Below are 16,924 nucleotides of genomic sequence, written 5' to 3'. Positions count from 1 at the left end.
ATTGAGGGAACATAATGAATGAATTATTAGCCACCGTTTTTACCGGTGTGATTATTGATGAAAATGCTGACAGTTATTTTGTGCAAAAAAATGGTGTTACTTTTCAATTAAGTAAAGAGGAAGGCGAGCATGCACTAGGGGAAGCAGTTGAAGGTTTTGGTTATTTAAACCAGAAGCAAGAGGCAGTTATCACAACAAAAATTCCTAATGTCCGAATCGGCCATTATGCTTTTGGGGAAGTTACCGAAGTGCGCCGCGATTTAGGCGTATTTGTCAATATTGGTTTAAAAGATAAAGATATGGCGGTTTCGTTAGATGAACTACCAACTATGCGGGAATTATGGCCAAAAGCTGGCGACAGATTATTAATCTCTTTAAAGGTCGACAATAAAGATCGCATTTGGGGCGTTTTAGCCAGTGAGAAAATGTTTACTGCTATGAGCCGTCGCGGCAATGAAGAGATGAAAAATAGAGATATCAAAGGAACAGTTTTTCGGTTGAAATTAGTCGGTACTTATTTATTAACCGAAGACTATTATATCGGTTTTGTTCATCCTTCTGAACGTTTTAAAGAACCCCGTTTAGGGGAAATTGTAGAAGGCCGAATTATCGGAGTTAGACCAGATGGCGTTTTAAATGTTTCGTTAAAACCACGGGCTCATGAAATGATTTCTGATGATGCCGCGATGCTGTTAGTATTTTTAGAGCGTGCCCCTGAGAAAAAAATTCCTTACACAGATAAATCTGATCCAGAAGAAATTAAACAAATGTTTGGGATTAGTAAAGGGCAATTTAAAAGGGCAATTGGTACCTTATTGAAACAGCGTAAAATCAAACAAGAAAATGGTTTCACTATTTTAATTGAAGAAGATAAATAACATATTTTCTAATTAAAATAACTAGGCGTAATAACACAAGTTGTTTTTCTAATTGAGAATAACTTGAATTTTTTGTTAAAGTATTTTATAATTGTTTTAATTTGTTAGTGAAGAAGAATATTCTATTTTAGAATTATTATAATTAATCGGAGGATATGAAATGGATACCTCATTAGCTTTACAAAAAACTAAAAAACATTTACGCGAGTCTGGCTTGAAGTTAACGCCGCAGCGGGAAGCAACCTTATTGGTTTTATTAGAAAACGAAAAAGATCATCTTTCGGCTGAAGAAGTTTATTTTTTAGTGAAGAAAAAAAGCCCAGAAATTGGTTTAGCTACAGTTTATCGAACTTTAGAAATTTTAACAGATTTAAAAATTGTCGATAAAGTTAGCTTTAATGATGGCTTAGCTCGCTATGATTTACGTAAAGAGGGCGCCCAACATTTTCATCATCATTTATTATGTTTAGAATGTGGGAGTATTGAAGAAGTGGAAGAAGATTTGTTAGGTAGTGTTGAACAAATTATTGAAGATAACTATCACTTTTTAGTTAAAGATCATCGTTTAACTTTTCACGGTGTTTGTAAAGTTTGCCAAGCAAAAGCAACTGAATAGTTGAAATAATTAAATTGAAAGCAGTTAAGCTGAAGGACTTAACTGCTTTTTTGCTGTCTAGGTAGATAAAAAAATTATGAATTTTCCTTGATGGAGCTAATTACATGGCGGACTTTAGATATAGAAGTTTGTGCTTCTTCATGATTATTAAACATCAAAATCACTAATAATGAATCTAAGATGCTTAATTGTGAAATTCTGGAAGCTAATGCTTCTGAACGAAAGGCTGTTTCTTCTGAAATCGAAATTAAGACGACATCACCAAGTTTTGCTAATGGCGAATGAGAGTGACTAGTTAGTACGATAATTTTAGCGCCGACTTCTTTAGCGACTTCTGCTAAAATAATGGCTTCTTTAGATCTACCACTATGAGAAATAACAATGGCACAATCATTTTCAGTCAATAAGGAAGCTTCCATTAATTGAATATGGTAGTCAGTGCTATGTACAACGGAAATAGGGGAGCGTAAGAATTTTTGATAAGCGTCGGTAGCGACTATTTCAGAACCACCTACCCCAAAGAAAATTAAACGATTAGATTGATTGATTAAATCGGCCGCAGTTTTTAAATCTTCTTGCCGCAACAATTTTTTAGTATCTTGTAAAGCTGAGATGCTAGAGTCGAAAACTTTTTGTGCCATTGTTAATTCGGTATCATCGTTTTGAATATTTTCATGAGCAGTAATTCCTGAAAAATCTTCTCCTTGAACTAACATCGTCATTTTAAAGTCCTTGAAGCCGTTATAACCTAGCTTTTTGGTAAATTGAAAGAGGGTAGAATCGGCAATTCCTAATTCTGTGGCTAAGTCGCTAATCGAGCTGTGGCTGATTTTTTCAGGATTTTCTAAAATATAATCAGCAATCGCTTGTTCTTTAGGACTAAAATCGTTATACATCGTTTTTATTTTTAAACGAATTGATACTTCCATGGTGGTCACTCCTAGTTGAGATATTAAAGTAAAGCTTTCTGTAATAATTATTCTATTTATTAAATATACTATGCTCTATAAAAATATTCAACAAAAAATATTTTTTTATTTTCTATTTACAAAAAAATATTTTTTGTATAATGGAGTTATAAAGAAAACGAATACATTTTAGAAAGTAAAAAAATAATTTAGTTGACGTTAGCTTTTTATACTCGAGGAGTTCGCTGAATTATCTTGACTGTATTCTGATAGAGATGGGGCGGTTTAATTTCAATTTAATTTAGAAACGCTAAAAGAGGGGAGAAGAAGACTATTTTATCTCACTAGATTGAAAGCGTATTCGATAATTTTAAAAAATTTAATTTTTTCTCAGAAGAAGAAAAGGAGTTTTGTGAAATGTCAAAATATAATATTGCCATTGTAAATTCCAGCAGTTTCGGAAAAATATTTCCAGAGCATTTAAAGCGTTTAGAAAAAATCGGAACAATTAAGCATGTAACAGTTGATAGCGAAATTGGTGGTAAAGAATTAGCTGCTGAACTTGCTGGTTATAATATCGTGATTGCCAGTGTTACGCCATTTTTTACTCAGGAATTTTTTGATCATAAAGATGAACTTATTTTAATTAGTCGTCATGGCATTGGTTATAACAATATTGATTTAGCAGCTGCTAAAAAGCATGATACGATTGTGACGATTATTCCGGCGTTAGTTGAAAGAGATGCGGTAGCTGAAAATAATATTACTAATTTATTAGCAATCTTGCGACGTACGGTAGAATCAAACAATCGGGTGAAATCAGATCGTTGGGAAGATCGCGCTGAATTTGTCGGGCGAGCTTTATTTAATAAAACCGTTGGTGTGATTGGTGTAGGTAATACCGGTAGCGGTGTGGTAGAAGCGTTAAGAAATGGTTTTCGATGTAATGTTTTAGCTTATGATCCTTATAAATCTGAAATGTATTTACAAAGTTTCGGAGCTAAAAAAGTCGAATTTGCTGAGTTATTAGCTTCAGCCGATATTATTTGTTTATGTGCTAACTTAACCGCAGAAAATTATCATATGATTTCTCACAAAGAAATCGCCGCTATGAAGGATCATGTTTACATTTCCAACAGTGCTCGTGGTGCGCTGGTAGATGAAGAAGCAATCATCGCTGGCTTACAGTCAGGAAAAATTGCGGGCTTTGCTACCGATGTTTTAGAAGAAGAGCCTGGCAGAAAAGATCATCCTTATTTAGCTTTTGAAAATGTTGTGATGACCCCTCACACTTCAGCTTATACTCGAGAGTGTTTAGAGGAAATGGGCGAAAAATGCGTAAGAGATGTTGAAGCAATTGTAAAAGGGGAACTACCTGTTAGAGCAGTTCAAGAATATAGTAAATATCTTAAGGTAGGAAAGGATGAAAAATAATGTTAGATGATTTAAAAGTCAAGGTTGGACCAGGTTTTTATCGCTATCATGTTGGAGCAATTGATTTTGTGCCAACAGTCTTAACTGAATTTGTTGCTAAAAATATTTTAATTGTTCACGGCACTGTTTCATGGGAAAAAGCCAAACCGAAAATGCATTTTCTGGAAGATAGCAATTACAATTTTAGTTACCATCAATATACTGGCGAATGTAGTTATTACGGTGCCGATTTAATTGCTAAGGCAGTTAAAGAAAATAATATCGATTTCATTATTGGCGTCGGTGGTGGGAAATTAGCTGATTTAGTTGGCTATGCTGCTCATACGTTAAATATTGATTTTGGTGTGATTCCGACGTTAGCAAGTAACTGTGCCCCATGGACACCTTTATCAGTTATGTATAAGGAAAGTGGTGAATCAGAAGGCAAGTCAGAGCACTTTTTACGACAAGCGGCCTTTTTCATTACCGATCCTGAACTAGTGATTGATTCACCTGTTGAATATTTTATCGCTGGTTTAGCTGATACAATTGCTAAATGGTATGAATCAGTTGCGATTTTGGCACAAGACCATTTAATTAATGAACCATTTTTAAAAGTAGCTGGTTATACAGCACAATTATGTAAAGAAGCGATTATGCAAGATGCTAACCAAGCAATTGTTGATATGAAAAAAGGTGAAGTAACCGAAGCTTTTGTTCACTTATCAGAAATTGTTTTTGCAGTAGCTGGAATGGTTGGGGGTTTAGGCGACAAATATGCCCGCAATGCTGCGGCTCATGCGATGCACGATGCTATGAGTAAATATATTCCTAAAAGTCATGATTATCTTCATGGAGAAAAAGTTGCTTACGGTATTTTCTATCAATTAGCCATTGAAAATCAGTGGCAGATGATTGACGAATTACTACCAATGTATAAAGAATTAAATTTACCAGTATCTCTTCATCAAATGGGGATGTTTCCTGAAGATGAAGCAGTAATTGAAAGCTTAGTGGAATTTATTGACTCTAAGGAAAAAGTTCACTTAATTCCGATTCCGATTACCAAAGAATTATTGCGGGATTCAATTTATAAGCTAGAAGATTATATTGCTGAGAAAAACTTTTAAAACATTTAATTAGGTTATTTAAACACTATGCTTTATGTAGTGAAAAAAATTATTATTTTGAAAGGAAATAGGAGAATTTTATGGATACTTTAACTGTAGTACAAAGTTTATTAATCGCTTTATGGGTTGCAGCGGTAATGTCACGTTGGTTAGGTGGAGGCGCAACATTAACTTTACGTTTTTCACCGTTAATGACAGGTTTGGTTTGTGGAATTATTATGGGGAATGTCCCTCAAGCAATGATTGTAACAGCGTCACTGCAATTGATTTACATGGGTGTTTTCTCACCTGGTGGCTCAATGCCAGCAGAACCAGCTGTTGCTGCAGCGATTGCAGTTCCAGTAGCTTTAATTGGTGATTTAACACCAGAAGCAGCGATTGCTGTTGCCGTACCAGTTGGTTTATTAGGAAGCTATTTATATCAATTCCGTTTCTTCTTAAACACATTTTTAGGAAAATATACGGATAAAGCAGTTGAGGATTTAAATGCTAAAGCAATTAATCGTTCAATTATTCTATACCCAACAATTGCTTCATTTGTTTTATTCGTGCCATTAGTTTTTATCGCACTTTATTATGGCGCACCAATTATTGCGGATGTCATTACTGCTCTTGAAGGAACTGTTGTCTTGCATATTTTAGATGTTGTAGGTGGTGGCTTAGCTGCTATCGGGATTGCTACTACTGTTTATGTTATTGGTCGTAAAGATTATATGGTTTTCTTCTTCCTTGCTTATTTTATGAGTGTGGTTTTCAAATCATTAGAAATTACCATGGTTACTTATGCAATCTTTGGCGTTTTAATCGCGTTAATTTTTGTGCAATCTCAAAAAGGCAAAGCTGCACCAGCACCAGCACCAGCTGCTGATAGCGGTCATAGCAGCGTTGACTTTGATGATGACGATGATTATGATGACGGCTTTTAAAATAGCGATTGGCTTGCCGATGATTCAAACAGACAAAACCAATCTAGCTTGAAGCACACTTTAAAAAGTGTTGCTAGCTTTTCAAAACGGAGGGAATAAAATGACAGAGGAAGTAAAAAATACAAATTTAGCGCCAGAAGAAATAACTAAAAAAGATATTACTAAAGCGTATCTTAGATGGCATTTTGCCAATGAGATTCCCCATTCATTTGAGCGCTATATTGCGCCATCGTTGCTTTATGCAATGGCGCCACTTTTAAGAAAACTATATAAAGACGATACAGCTTTAAAAGCAGCTTACAAACGCCAATTATTATTCTTTAATACTCAGCTTAGCTGGGGTGGTGGTGTTATTACTGGTTTAATGTCTTCAATGGAACAGCAACGGGCTGAAGAAGAGTACGAAGGCAAAGAAATTTTAATGCAAGATGATTTAATGTACAATACTAAAGCTGGTTTAATGGGGGCTTTAGCAGGAATTGGCGATGCGATTGATTCAGGGACAGTTCAATACATTTTTATCGCTATGGCTGTGCCGTGGGCGCAAGAAGGTAGTGCTTTAGGAGCTTTGTTCCCATTTGTATGTTTCGCTTTATATCAATTAGCTCTAGGTTTATTCTTTGCAAGACAATCTTTTGCGATGGGGCGAAATGCTACTGGTTTAATGCAAAGTGCTGGTGTACAAACAGCGATTGAAACATTGTCAGTATTAGGGCTGTTTATGATGGGTGTGTTAGCTGGAAATTATGTAAAAGTTAGTTCAAGTCTCTCTTTTGACATTTCTGGTAAAGAATTTGTGCTGCAAGAATTGCTGGATAAAATTATCCCAGGAATATTGCCATTAGCGGTTGTAATGGGTGTTTATCTGTTCTTTACGAAAAAAGGTTTAAAAGTAACACAAGCATTATTAGGCTTAACTGGAATTTTAATTGTATTAGCCGGAATTGGTATTTTATAATTAGCAATAACACTATAAAAAGAAACACTTAATAGATGAAAAGGAAGTGATTTTAATGGGCGAAGTAAATTTAGCTCGTGTGGATGAACGTTTAATTCACGGACAAGTAATGGTAACTTTATCACAAAAAAATGGTGTAAATTCAATTTTTGTTGTTGATGATGTGGTAGCTAAAGATAAATTTATGCGTGAATTGTATAAAAGTGCCGGTGGCCGTACAGGTCAAAAAACAATCGTAATTACTCCTGAAAAAGCAGCTTTTTATTGGGATGAATATCAATTTAAAGATTATAGCTGTATTTTAATCGCTAAAACAGTCAGTGTCATCTATGATTTAGTGAAGCATGGCGTTCCGATGAAAGAATTAAACATTGGTGGAATTGCCCAAAAAGATCCAGAAAAAGATATTTTAGTGACTAAATCTGTTTATTTAAACAAAAATGATGCTGAAAAATTAAAAGATTTAAATGAAAACTATGGAGTTGAAGATATTTATTTCCAAGCAACACCATCAGCTCCTAAATCAAACTTAAAAGATATTTTAAAACAATTTGATTTATAAAAATTAAAAGAATTTTGTAAGTTAAGAGAGTGGGAAAAAAGTTTAACTTCCCATTCTCTTATAAAAAATAAGGTGGTGAAGCAAATGCAAAAAAGTGAAAAATTTAATGATTGGCTGCTTCGTTACCAATATATTTATGCCATCAGAAGAAGTGATAAAAGTAAACAACGTTTTCTTTCAGCAATAATTAAAGATATTCTTGAATACCGTGATGATATTCAAGTAATTGCTTTTAATGAGCAAAAGAAAACTGCTTCTCGAAACATTTATGTGGGAAATATTGAACAAGCTGATCGGATAATTTGTACTTATTATGATACACCACCTAAAAATTTTGGTCCTTACAATTTATTTAATTCAAAAGAGCAAGGGAAAAAGACATTACTTTTTATTTTAACCACGACAATTTTAATGATTTTATTAGGATTATTAGGAACTTTTGCCTATATGAAGAATGTCTCTTCTGCTTTTGATTTAAGTTCTTTTACAACTTGGCTCTTTATTGGTTTGTTTGCTGGTTATTTCTTTTTACTAGGAAAAGTTAGTCAAGGCTTATCAAATCGACAAACATTGATTCGTAATACTTCGTCAATACTAACTTTATTATTGCTGCTCAAAGACAAGCAAAATCCTAAGACAGCTTTTGCTTTTATTGATGAAGGTAGTTATGGGGAGCAAGGTTTAGCGGTGTTAAAAAGCTCTTGCAAAAAACAAGCTAAAATCTTCTGTTTGGATAGTGTGGGTAGCCAAGCTACTTTAACTGTAAGTGGCAATGACTTTAAGCCGCAGCAATTAGCTAATTTAGGCGTTCAGCAAGTGGCTGCTCAATCAGAAATAAATTATATTTTCAGTGGCAGACAAACGGCGGATTCACAACCAGCTTTTTATTTAACAAAAGCTGATTTAAAACAAAAAACATTAAACTTTGAAAATTTAGAAAAAGTAATTTCCTTATTCAATTAAAAAACAGAGGAGGCTTACGTAATGTTAGGGATTGTAATTGCCACCCACGGTAAGTTAAGTGATGGCTTTAAAGATTCAGCTGAAGTGATTATTGGCGCAACCAATAACATCGCTACTGTCAACCTAAATCAAGGGGATGATGTGCAAGCTTTAGGGGAGAAAATTAAAGCTGCCATCCAAGAAGTTAATCAAGGTGACGGTATCATTGTTTTAGTAGATTTATTAAGCGCTAGCCCTTATAATCAATCAGTTTTGGTTGCTAGTAATTTAGAAAAAGAATTACAAGAAGCGGTTTATGTCATTGGTGGCGTCAACCTACCAATGTTATTGGAAACCATCAATCATCAAATTCTGGGGACAGCCGTAGCAGAGGCTGCTGAAGCAATCATCAAACAAGGTAATGATAGTGTTAATTTATGGCATATTTCCTTGATGGAAGATACAGATGATGACGAAGATGACTTTTAAATAAGAAAAGCTGCGCGAGTTGCTCTGCACCTGAGTAAAGTGCAAGAATAAATTATAGCGGTGTTTTGTACCGCGAATTTTTTCTTCACTTTATCGAGTGGTGCAAATTCGCGCAGCTAGACAATAAGAAAAGCGGAGTGGCTTGCCCTGCACCCGAGCAAAGTGCATAAAAAATTTTTGCCGTGAATTTATTTATCACTTTGTTGAGTGGTGCAAAGCCACGTAGCTAGACAACAAGAAAGGCGGATGCAATTTGAAATGGGGATTTAGATGGTATGGAGAAAAAGGCGATACCATACCTTTACAACATGTTCGGCAGATACCTGGTATCAACGGCATTGTCGGGACATTACTAGATAAATTGCCTGGCGATGTTTGGGAAGTAGCTGAAATTCAAGCATTAAAAACTTCCATCGAAAAAGAAAATTTAGAACTATTAGGAATTGAAAGTGTAGCGATTCATGATGCTATAAAAGCTGGAACAGCTGAAAGAGATCAATATATTGATAATTACATTCAAACCATTAGAAATTTAGCAAAATGTGATGTTCATCTGATTTGCTATAGCTTTAAACCAATTTTTGGTTGGGCCAAAACAACTTTATCTTACGAAAATGAAGATGGTAGTTTTTCATTAGTTTATGATCAAGCGGTTGTTGATAATATGGAACCAAGCGAAATGTTTAAATTAATTAGCAGCCAATCAAAAGGTTTCCAATTATCCGGTTGGGAAGAATCACGCTTGAAAAAATTCAATGGCTTAATGGAAATGTATGCTGGCGTAACGGAAGATATGTTAGTTGAAAACTTGAAATATTTCTTAGAGCGAGTGATTCCAGTCTGTGAAGAAGTCGATGTTAAGATGGCGATTCATCCGGATGATCCACCGTGGGAAATTTTTGATTTACCAAGAATTACTCGTAATTTAGCTGATTTAAAACGAATTACTAGCTTGGTGGATTCACCTTATAATGGCATCACCCTTTGTACAGGTGCTTTAGGGGCAGACCCTAATAATGATATGGTGGAAATCATTCATGAAGTGGGGGATCGCATTAATTTTGTACATTTCCGTAATGTTGAATTTATGGCAGAACGCAAATTTAAAGAAACGGCACATTATACACCTGAAGGCTCTTTAGATATGTTCAAAATCATGGAGGCTTTAATTGATGTCGGCTTTGATGGTGTGGTGCGTCCTGATCATGGACGAACAATTTGGGGTGAAGTAGCTCGACCTGGCTATGGTCTTTACGATCGTGCTATGGGGATTACCTATATGCAAGGTCTTCATGAAGCTATCACACAAATGAAGGGCTAAAAAATTTAGTTTACAATTAAAGTGGCTAGGGGTTAATTAAAGCCCTAGCCCTTAAGTTTATATTAGGAAAGTGGGAACTTAAAATGTTAGCGAATATGAACCATGAATTATATCAAAAAATTGCCCAAACCAAGTTGTTACCTTTATATACAGCTACTGATTTATCTTGTTTAGGCCGCTTAGAAGAAGTTTTAGTTAAAAATGAAGTGCGCTTTATTGAAGTGACTTATCGAAGTGATTTAGCAACAGCAGCGATTAAACAATTAGCGGCATCTGGGGAATTAATCGTTGGCGCTGGAACTGTTAGAACATTGGCAGAAGCTAAAAGCGCAGTCGCTAATGGCGCTAAATTTATTGTTTCACCAGCGTTAGTGCCTGAAGTAATTGAATATTGTATCGCTGAAGATATTCCTGTTTTCCCGGGAACAGCTACGCCAAATGATATTCAACGGGCTTGTGAGTACGGCATTAAAGTAGTGAAATTTTTCCCTGCTGATATTTACGGGGGCTTAAAAGCTATTAATGCTTTAAGCGGACCTTTTTATGATGTGAAATTTTTACCAACTGGTGGTATTAATGAAGAAAATTATTTAGAGTATCTGGAAAATGAGCATATTATTGCGGTTGGCGGTTCCTTTATTATTTCTGAATCAGCTCTTAAAAAGGATAATGGTCAAACAGCAGACGAAAATTTACGGAAATTAGTCGAAAAAAGAGATAATAAGCTAAAATAATTCAAGAAACTTAGGTGAAATAAATGCATAAAATAAAGTTATTTATTTTTGATATGGATGGCTTATTAATAGAAACAGGTCGTTTAGCCTATCGCGCATATTTAAAATCGGCTGAAAAATATGATTATGAGATAACACATAATGTTTATTATTATTTAACCGGGCAAAAAGAAGATGCGATTCGGTTAGGTATGGAAGAATTATACGGGGCAGACGTTCCTTATAATGAATGGCGAGATGCCATGAATCAATTTAAAAATGAAATCTACGCTGAAGAAAAAAGGGTCTATAAAAAAAACGGTGCCGTTGAAATTTTAGAGTTCGCTAAAGAAAATCAGTTAGTTATCGCTTTAGCTTCATCAAATCATCAAGAAAAAATTGCTGAGTTCTTAAAAGTTGAAGGCTTAACGGATTACTTTGATGTGATTATTTCTGGTGATGAAGTCAGTTCTGGTAAACCTAATCCAGAAATCTTTTTAGCAGCTTGTGAAAAAACAGACATTTCGCCAGAAAATGCTTTAGTTTTTGAAGATTCAGCTGCTGGGATTGAAGCGGCTAAACGGGCAGGGATTTTATCTATTTTGGTCGAAGATAATATTACGGATTTACCTACTAGAAAAGGACATTATCCGTTGTTAAAAGACTTATCTTTTGTTAGAGAAAAACCAGCACCCGCGGATTTTCAATTTTTTGATTTACACCATGCTAAAAACTTCTTAGCTAAAAAAGAGTTATATTTATGATAAATAAAAAATTAGTCAAAAAGCATTGTACTTTTTGACTTTTTTTGTGGTTTAGAATTTTATTCAGGCGTTGAACAAACGTCCTCCATTTTTTTTAATCTAGCTACGCGGGCTAACTCTCTTTGACAAAATGAGAATAAAATTCGCGGTATAAAACACCGCTATAATTTAATTCTGCATTTTGCTCGAGAGCTGAACGAGCCCTCTCCGCTTTTTTTGTAGTCTAGCTGCGGACGTTAACTCCACTCAATAAAATGATAAACAAATCCGTGGTAAAGAACACCACTATATTTGTTTATGCATTTTACTCGGGAGTTGAGCGAACGTTCTCCGCTTTTTTGTTCCTCGGCTATTCTTTTCTTTTTGGTGAGAATTTGTTATGATAATAAGGTTAGCTAGCTTTTTTTGTTAAGTTGGCTTGTAAGATAATCATAAGGTGATGAGAGTGATGAAGAAGCAAGTTGAAGAGTATTTGCATTATTTGACGATTGAGCGGGGACTTTCTTATAACACGCGGATTAGTTATGAACGGGATTTAAATCATTATTTAGAATTTTTGACTAGTTGTCAGATTACGGATTGGCAGCAGATTGATCGTTATACAATTGTGGATTTTTTGCAAAAATTGCAAAATGATGGTTTGGCAACCGCCTCAATCACGCGGATGATTTCAACTTTGCGGCGTTTTCATCAATTTTTGCGGCAGGAGCGTTATAGTGAGCATGATCCCATGCAACATATTGATTCTCCGAAAAAATCACAAAAATTACCTCATACTTTAAGTCTTGAAGAAGTGGAAAAAATTATTGAAACACCTGATACAACTAAGCCTTTAGGGATTCGTGATCGAGCCATTCTTGAAGTGATGTATGCGACAGGGGTGCGGGTCAGTGAATTAATCGGTTTGAAATTAGGGGATTTACATTTATCTATGGGGCTATTACAAACGATTGGTAAAGGGGATAAAGAACGGATTATTCCTTTAGGTGACTATGCCATTCATTGGATTGAACGCTATTTATCGGAAGTCAGACCACAGTTGGTGAAAAAAAATCCTGATGAAGTGTTATTATTTGTTAATAGCCATGGTAATGGCTTAACTCGCCAAGGAATCTGGAAGAATTTAAAAGCAACTGTACAAAAAGCTGGTATCACTAAAACAGTCACTCCCCATACTTTACGTCATAGTTTTGCGACGCATTTGTTGGAGAATGGGGCTGATTTACGGACAGTGCAAGAATTATTAGGTCATGCGGATATTTCCACAACACAAATTTATACTCATATTACTAAAAAACGTATGACAGATGTTTATAAAGAATTTTTCCCAAGGGCTTAATACAGAATCATAGGAGCTAATGATATTGGATGAAATTATAGTAAAATTAGATGTTTTTGAAGGGCCTTTAGATTTATTACTACATCTAATTAAAAAATTAGAAATCGACATTTATGATATTCCGATTGTTGAAGTGACGGAACAATACATGGGTTATATTCACGCAATGCAAACGCTGGAGCTAGAGCTAGCTGGTGATTATTTAGTAATGGCGGCAACTTTAATGGCGATTAAAAGCCAGATGCTATTACCAAAACAAGAGTTGGCTTTTGATGAAGATGAAATGATTGAAACCGGCGAAGACCCGCGGGATGCTTTAGTTGCTCAGTTGTTGGAGTATCGTAAGTTTAAATATGCTGCCGAAGTGCTCTCTGACAGAGCGGATGAACGTAGCTTGTATTATAGCAAAGAAGCTATGGATGTCAGTCAATATCGAGAAGAAGTGGCTGTGAAACCTGAAAAGCAGTTTAACACAATTGATTTGTTTTTAGCTTTTCATAATATGTTAGAAAAGCGTAAAAAGAAACAGCCCGTTGAAACAACGATTACGTCAGAAGAAATTTCCATTGAAGAAAAAATGGATTATATCGAGCAGAAATTGCATAAAATATCTGGCGGTCAATCTTTTGAAAGCTTTTTTAGTAGCTATTCTAAGCGAGAAGTTGTCACGACATTTATGGCGTTGTTAGAGTTGATGAAAAAAGGTTCGATTCGCGTGGAGCAAACGGATAACTATAGTCCGATTATGTTGTATGCTGGCGCAAAGGTTGAAGAAGCGAAATAGTTTTAGGAGCGAAAAAAATGAGTACTCAAAGAAATTTAGAAGCACTACTTTTTGTTGTGGGTGAAGAAGGTATTAGTTTAGAAGAATTAAGTTATCTATTAGATGAAACAACGGCAACTACTTACGAAATGTTAGAAACTTTAGAAGCCCATTATGGTGAAATTGAAGATTGTGCTTTACATATTATGGAAACAGGCAATCATTTTGTTTTAACCACTAAAAAAGCTTGTGCGCCTTTATTGAAAAAATATGCGCAATCACCAATTTCTAACAACTTATCGCAAGCGGCTTTAGAAACTTTATCAATTATTGCTTATAAACAACCGATTACCCGGATGCAAATTGATGAAATTCGTGGTGTGCAGTCTTCAGGGGCGGTTCAAAAATTAGTTGCTCGCCAGTTAATTCAAGAAAAGGGTCGAGTTGAAGGTCCTGGTCGGGCAATTTTGTATGGAACGACGCCGTATTTTATGGATTTCTTTGCTTTAAAATCATTAGAGGAATTGCCAGCGATTGATGATATGGAAATGGAGTTAGAGGCGGAAATGCCTTTTGATTTATTCTATAATCGCTACAACAAAACAGATTTAGCCTTAGAAGAAGAAAATGAAGCTTCTGATGCAGAGGAAGTTCTTCCAGAAAGCACTGAGCTGGAAGAACAATAAGGGGGATACATCATGGAACGTTTACAAAAAGTAATTGCCCATGCAGGGATTGCTTCAAGAAGAAAAGCCGAAGAATATATTTTAGCTGGTCGTGTAAAGGTTAACGGGAAGGTCATTAAAGAATTAGGCGTACAGGTGGGCCGTGGTGATCAAGTGGAAGTTGACGGTATTCCGATTACTCAAGAAAATCATGTTTACTATTTATTGTATAAACCTAAAGGTGTTATCTCGGCCGTTAAAGATGATAAAAATCGTCGTGTAGTGACTGATTTAATCGGTGATGAAACCCGACGGATTTATCCGGTAGGACGCTTAGATTACGATACTACTGGGCTTTTATTGTTAACAAACGATGGAGAGTTCGCGCAAGTGTTAACGCATCCTAGTAATGAAATTGATAAAGTCTATGTAGCAAAAGTAAAAGGCTTAGCAACAAAAGAATTATTAATGCCTTTAAGAAAAGGAATTCGGATTGAAGGTAAAAAAACAGCGCCCGCGCGTTTTAATATTATTTCAGTTGATCCAAAAACTAATAGTAGTGTGGTAGAATTGACGATTCATGAAGGACGCAAACACCAAGTGAAAAATATGCTTCAAGCCGTGCAGTTGCCTGTACAAAAATTAAAAAGAGAACGTTTTGGTTCTTTAACTTTACAAGGCTTACGTCCGGGACAATTTCGTGAGCTTTCAAAAAAAGAAGTCAAACAACTATTGCATGAAGCTAAAAATTAGAGTTGTTTTTTAAGTAAAAATGATATAAAAATTCACTAACTTTCTTAAATCATAATAAACGCTCACAAACCCATATACTATACGGATTTGTGAGCGTTTCAGACATTTGCACTTTTTCTATTAAACTTGCTTAAATAATGCACCTAAAAAGTAGTACATTATGTAGTAGAAAGCTTGGCTATTAGCCGTAACATTTTAGCCTGAGCCGTTTTACTACTGCCGTGTGAGTAATAGTTAAGTGTCATATAAGCTGGCGGGTTATATTGATTGTTATTAAATTGATATTTACTGACCGACAAACTGGAAGTTGTCAGGTTAATTAATTAGGCTCTCCACCGTTTGAGTTTAGGAAAGAATGATTGCATTTTAGCTACAGCTTCCTGCTCATTGTAATTGGAATCATTTGCAAAAATCTCACTCATGTGCTCTCGGCTAATTTCAATCATTTCATCCATTGTCACATCCTGAGTAAATTCCCCATCCTTAAAGCAATAAATACAATAATCCTCATTTTTGCTTTGGTCAGTATTTGTACCAACCACCTCATGTTTGTCCAATGGCATACCACAGCTTTGGCAAAATTTTTGTTCATTCATATTCATTTCTCCTTTATCATTTTATTTGACTGCATAACTGACTAATCTTTCTACTATATTTAAAACTCATTGACAACTTCAAATTTATTTAATTATATCAGTAAAAAAAGAAGATATGAAACACTATATATGGTAGAAAAGAAACTTTATTTTAATTAAATTGAGCAAAAGTATTGTATTTTTAAGTTAAGTAAGTATAATCAAAGGTGAAATAAAAAATTAAACAAGGTTCGTCTTCAGGGGCAGGGTGAAATTCCCGACCGGTGGTAATAGTCCACGACCCACTAATTGATTTTAGTGGCCGATTCGGTGAAATTCCGATACCGACAGTAAAGTCTGGATAAAGAAGATAGGGGCTTATTTGAGCGAAATAAATTTCGAGCGAGTAACTCTATTTTTCCCTGCGGAAAAATAGAGTTTTTTAGCGTTGAAGGAATGTTTTGTTTAACTATGTCACGGAAGATGTATCCTTAATAGGAGGATTTCTGTTTATGCAAAAAAATCGTGTTCACAAAATGATGGCTGTCGCAATTCTGGCAGCGATGGGAGTCGTACTACAATTAGTAAGTTTCCCTGTAATACCAGGCTTTAATTACTTAAAAATTGATTTTAGTGATATTCCGGTTATGATGAGTTTATTTTTATATGGGCCTATGGCTGGGGTGGCGACGGCTTTTATTCGTTCCTTAGTTCATTTGGCAATGACGGGTTTTTCTCTTGATAATTTGATTGGTGATGGGGCGAGTTTTTTAGCAACGATTATGTTTACCATGCCGATGTTTTTCTTTTTTAAAAAGCAAACAAATACAAAACGAAATAAAGTTTTAGGTGTTTTCAGCGGAATTTTATTAATGACGGTGTTTATGAGTATAGCGAATTATTTTGTGCTAACGCCTTTATATCTGAAAATTTTAGGATGGCCCTTAGGGATGGCGTTAGAGCGCTATATTTTAGTGGCGATTGTACCGTTTAACTTAGTAAAAGGCAGTATTGTTAGTGTAGTCTTTTTAGTGCTACATGCTAGATTGTTACCGTGGTTAACTCGCCAACAAAAATATATTGGCGAGACCATTTAAAGATTTTTTTCAATAGCAAAGGGGCTGTGACATAAGTAAATTATGTTCGTAGTTTCAAAAAAAAGAAATTCTATGAAAACCATTATGGTTTTGTGGGATTTCTGTTTTTTTA

The 16,924-nt window shown here is 35.1% G+C and carries 19 protein-coding genes and 1 riboswitch; of the genes, 17 read left to right on the top strand and 2 right to left on the bottom strand.

What is annotated here, in order from left to right; all coding sequences use genetic code 11:
* Positions 1-14 precede the first annotated feature (14 nt).
* A complete protein-coding gene (locus M2139_RS09645; protein WP_280738631.1) occupies positions 15-878 on the top strand; it encodes a S1-like domain-containing RNA-binding protein in 864 nt (287 codons plus the stop codon).
* A gap of 160 nt (positions 879-1,038) precedes the next feature.
* The gene (locus tag M2139_RS09640; protein ID WP_280738630.1) at positions 1,039-1,494 is read left to right on the top strand and encodes a Fur family transcriptional regulator; all 456 of its coding nucleotides are present in this window, start codon (positions 1,039-1,041) and stop codon (positions 1,492-1,494) included.
* A gap of 74 nt (positions 1,495-1,568) precedes the next feature.
* Here the strand turns inward: M2139_RS09640 and M2139_RS09635 are convergent, their stop codons facing one another.
* Positions 1,569-2,423: a MurR/RpiR family transcriptional regulator gene (locus M2139_RS09635; protein WP_280738629.1), complete on the bottom strand. Its 855-nt coding sequence runs from the start codon at positions 2,421-2,423 to the stop codon at positions 1,569-1,571.
* A gap of 396 nt (positions 2,424-2,819) precedes the next feature.
* Here M2139_RS09635 and M2139_RS09630 point away from each other — a divergent pair, with 396 nt between their 5' ends.
* From M2139_RS09630 to M2139_RS09565, 14 genes are all read left to right on the top strand, one after another.
* Positions 2,820-3,836, top strand: a complete 1,017-nt coding sequence (locus tag M2139_RS09630) for a D-isomer specific 2-hydroxyacid dehydrogenase family protein (RefSeq protein WP_280738628.1) — start codon at positions 2,820-2,822, stop codon at positions 3,834-3,836.
* Positions 3,836-4,945 carry an iron-containing alcohol dehydrogenase family protein gene (locus tag M2139_RS09625; RefSeq protein WP_280738627.1) on the top strand — a complete coding sequence of 370 codons (1,110 nt, stop codon included), beginning with the start codon at positions 3,836-3,838 and terminating at the stop codon, positions 4,943-4,945. The genes M2139_RS09630 and M2139_RS09625 overlap by 1 nt, the downstream gene beginning before the upstream one ends.
* A gap of 80 nt (positions 4,946-5,025) precedes the next feature.
* Positions 5,026-5,871, top strand: coding sequence for a PTS sugar transporter subunit IIC (locus M2139_RS09620; protein WP_280738626.1), 846 nt, complete (start codon positions 5,026-5,028; stop codon positions 5,869-5,871).
* 100 nt (positions 5,872-5,971) lie between these two features.
* Positions 5,972-6,829, top strand: a complete 858-nt coding sequence (locus tag M2139_RS09615) for a PTS system mannose/fructose/sorbose family transporter subunit IID (RefSeq protein ID WP_280738625.1) — start codon at positions 5,972-5,974, stop codon at positions 6,827-6,829.
* A 55-nt stretch (positions 6,830-6,884) separates the two neighbouring features.
* A complete protein-coding gene (locus M2139_RS09610) occupies positions 6,885-7,391 on the top strand; it encodes a PTS sugar transporter subunit IIB (RefSeq protein WP_280738624.1) in 507 nt (168 codons plus the stop codon).
* An 84-nt stretch (positions 7,392-7,475) separates the two neighbouring features.
* Complete coding sequence (locus M2139_RS09605; protein ID WP_280738623.1) at positions 7,476-8,354, top strand: hypothetical protein; 879 nt, start codon at positions 7,476-7,478, stop codon at positions 8,352-8,354.
* A gap of 21 nt (positions 8,355-8,375) precedes the next feature.
* Entirely contained in the window at positions 8,376-8,822 is a 447-nt protein-coding gene (locus M2139_RS09600; protein ID WP_280738622.1) for a PTS sugar transporter subunit IIA, read from the top strand.
* A gap of 253 nt (positions 8,823-9,075) precedes the next feature.
* Entirely contained in the window at positions 9,076-10,143 is a 1,068-nt protein-coding gene (gene uxuA / locus M2139_RS09595) for a mannonate dehydratase (RefSeq protein ID WP_280738621.1), read from the top strand.
* 83 nt (positions 10,144-10,226) lie between these two features.
* Entirely contained in the window at positions 10,227-10,877 is a 651-nt protein-coding gene (locus M2139_RS09590; RefSeq protein ID WP_280738620.1) for a bifunctional 4-hydroxy-2-oxoglutarate aldolase/2-dehydro-3-deoxy-phosphogluconate aldolase, read from the top strand.
* Positions 10,878-10,900: 23 nt separating this feature from the next.
* Positions 10,901-11,620 (top strand): HAD family phosphatase, encoded by a 720-nt coding sequence (locus M2139_RS09585; RefSeq protein ID WP_280738619.1) that lies wholly within the window; start codon positions 10,901-10,903, stop codon positions 11,618-11,620.
* Between the two features lie 448 nt (positions 11,621-12,068).
* Positions 12,069-12,959, top strand: coding sequence for a site-specific tyrosine recombinase XerD (gene xerD, locus M2139_RS09580; RefSeq protein WP_280738618.1), 891 nt, complete (start codon positions 12,069-12,071; stop codon positions 12,957-12,959).
* Positions 12,960-12,984: 25 nt separating this feature from the next.
* On the top strand, positions 12,985-13,743 hold the full coding sequence (locus M2139_RS09575; protein ID WP_280738617.1) for a segregation/condensation protein A: 759 nt from the start codon (positions 12,985-12,987) through the stop codon (positions 13,741-13,743).
* A 17-nt stretch (positions 13,744-13,760) separates the two neighbouring features.
* Positions 13,761-14,408 carry an SMC-Scp complex subunit ScpB gene (gene scpB, locus M2139_RS09570; RefSeq protein ID WP_280738616.1) on the top strand — a complete coding sequence of 216 codons (648 nt, stop codon included), beginning with the start codon at positions 13,761-13,763 and terminating at the stop codon, positions 14,406-14,408.
* Between the two features lie 12 nt (positions 14,409-14,420).
* Positions 14,421-15,140, top strand: a complete 720-nt coding sequence (locus tag M2139_RS09565) for a pseudouridine synthase (RefSeq protein ID WP_280738615.1) — start codon at positions 14,421-14,423, stop codon at positions 15,138-15,140.
* A 323-nt stretch (positions 15,141-15,463) separates the two neighbouring features.
* Here the strand turns inward: M2139_RS09565 and M2139_RS09560 are convergent, their stop codons facing one another.
* The gene (locus M2139_RS09560) at positions 15,464-15,736 is read right to left on the bottom strand and encodes a zinc ribbon domain-containing protein (RefSeq protein WP_280738614.1); all 273 of its coding nucleotides are present in this window, start codon (positions 15,734-15,736) and stop codon (positions 15,464-15,466) included.
* Between the two features lie 228 nt (positions 15,737-15,964).
* Positions 15,965-16,091: riboswitch (FMN riboswitch) on the top strand.
* Between the two features lie 136 nt (positions 16,092-16,227).
* On the opposite strand from M2139_RS09560, the gene M2139_RS09555 reads away from it, so the two are divergent.
* A complete protein-coding gene (locus tag M2139_RS09555; protein ID WP_280738613.1) occupies positions 16,228-16,812 on the top strand; it encodes an ECF transporter S component in 585 nt (194 codons plus the stop codon).
* The last annotated feature ends 112 nt before the right edge of the window (positions 16,813-16,924 follow it).

Origin of the sequence: Enterococcus sp. PF1-24, assembly GCF_029893325.1 — a bacterium.
Classification (GTDB): domain Bacteria; phylum Bacillota; class Bacilli; order Lactobacillales; family Enterococcaceae; genus HY326.
The sequence above is the reverse complement of the archived record's forward strand: the minus strand, read 5'-3'. Positions and strand labels throughout refer to the sequence as shown.

What these genes read in the sequence shown, in the direction of transcription:
- M2139_RS09645 (WP_280738631.1), top strand. Translation starts at nt 15, where the DNA reads ATGAATGAATTATTAGCCACCGTTTTTACCGGTGTGATTATTGATGAA.
- M2139_RS09640 (WP_280738630.1), top strand. Translation starts at nt 1,039, where the DNA reads ATGGATACCTCATTAGCTTTACAAAAAACTAAAAAACATTTACGCGAG.
- M2139_RS09635 (WP_280738629.1), bottom strand. Translation starts at nt 2,423, where the DNA reads ATGGAAGTATCAATTCGTTTAAAAATAAAAACGATGTATAACGATTTT.
- M2139_RS09630 (WP_280738628.1), top strand. Translation starts at nt 2,820, where the DNA reads ATGTCAAAATATAATATTGCCATTGTAAATTCCAGCAGTTTCGGAAAA.
- M2139_RS09625 (WP_280738627.1), top strand. Translation starts at nt 3,836, where the DNA reads ATGTTAGATGATTTAAAAGTCAAGGTTGGACCAGGTTTTTATCGCTAT.
- M2139_RS09620 (WP_280738626.1), top strand. Translation starts at nt 5,026, where the DNA reads ATGGATACTTTAACTGTAGTACAAAGTTTATTAATCGCTTTATGGGTT.
- M2139_RS09615 (WP_280738625.1), top strand. Translation starts at nt 5,972, where the DNA reads ATGACAGAGGAAGTAAAAAATACAAATTTAGCGCCAGAAGAAATAACT.
- M2139_RS09610 (WP_280738624.1), top strand. Translation starts at nt 6,885, where the DNA reads ATGGGCGAAGTAAATTTAGCTCGTGTGGATGAACGTTTAATTCACGGA.
- M2139_RS09605 (WP_280738623.1), top strand. Translation starts at nt 7,476, where the DNA reads ATGCAAAAAAGTGAAAAATTTAATGATTGGCTGCTTCGTTACCAATAT.
- M2139_RS09600 (WP_280738622.1), top strand. Translation starts at nt 8,376, where the DNA reads ATGTTAGGGATTGTAATTGCCACCCACGGTAAGTTAAGTGATGGCTTT.
- M2139_RS09590 (WP_280738620.1), top strand. Translation starts at nt 10,227, where the DNA reads ATGTTAGCGAATATGAACCATGAATTATATCAAAAAATTGCCCAAACC.
- M2139_RS09585 (WP_280738619.1), top strand. Translation starts at nt 10,901, where the DNA reads ATGCATAAAATAAAGTTATTTATTTTTGATATGGATGGCTTATTAATA.
- xerD (WP_280738618.1), top strand. Translation starts at nt 12,069, where the DNA reads ATGAAGAAGCAAGTTGAAGAGTATTTGCATTATTTGACGATTGAGCGG.
- scpB (WP_280738616.1), top strand. Translation starts at nt 13,761, where the DNA reads ATGAGTACTCAAAGAAATTTAGAAGCACTACTTTTTGTTGTGGGTGAA.
- M2139_RS09565 (WP_280738615.1), top strand. Translation starts at nt 14,421, where the DNA reads ATGGAACGTTTACAAAAAGTAATTGCCCATGCAGGGATTGCTTCAAGA.
- M2139_RS09560 (WP_280738614.1), bottom strand. Translation starts at nt 15,736, where the DNA reads ATGAATGAACAAAAATTTTGCCAAAGCTGTGGTATGCCATTGGACAAA.
- M2139_RS09555 (WP_280738613.1), top strand. Translation starts at nt 16,228, where the DNA reads ATGCAAAAAAATCGTGTTCACAAAATGATGGCTGTCGCAATTCTGGCA.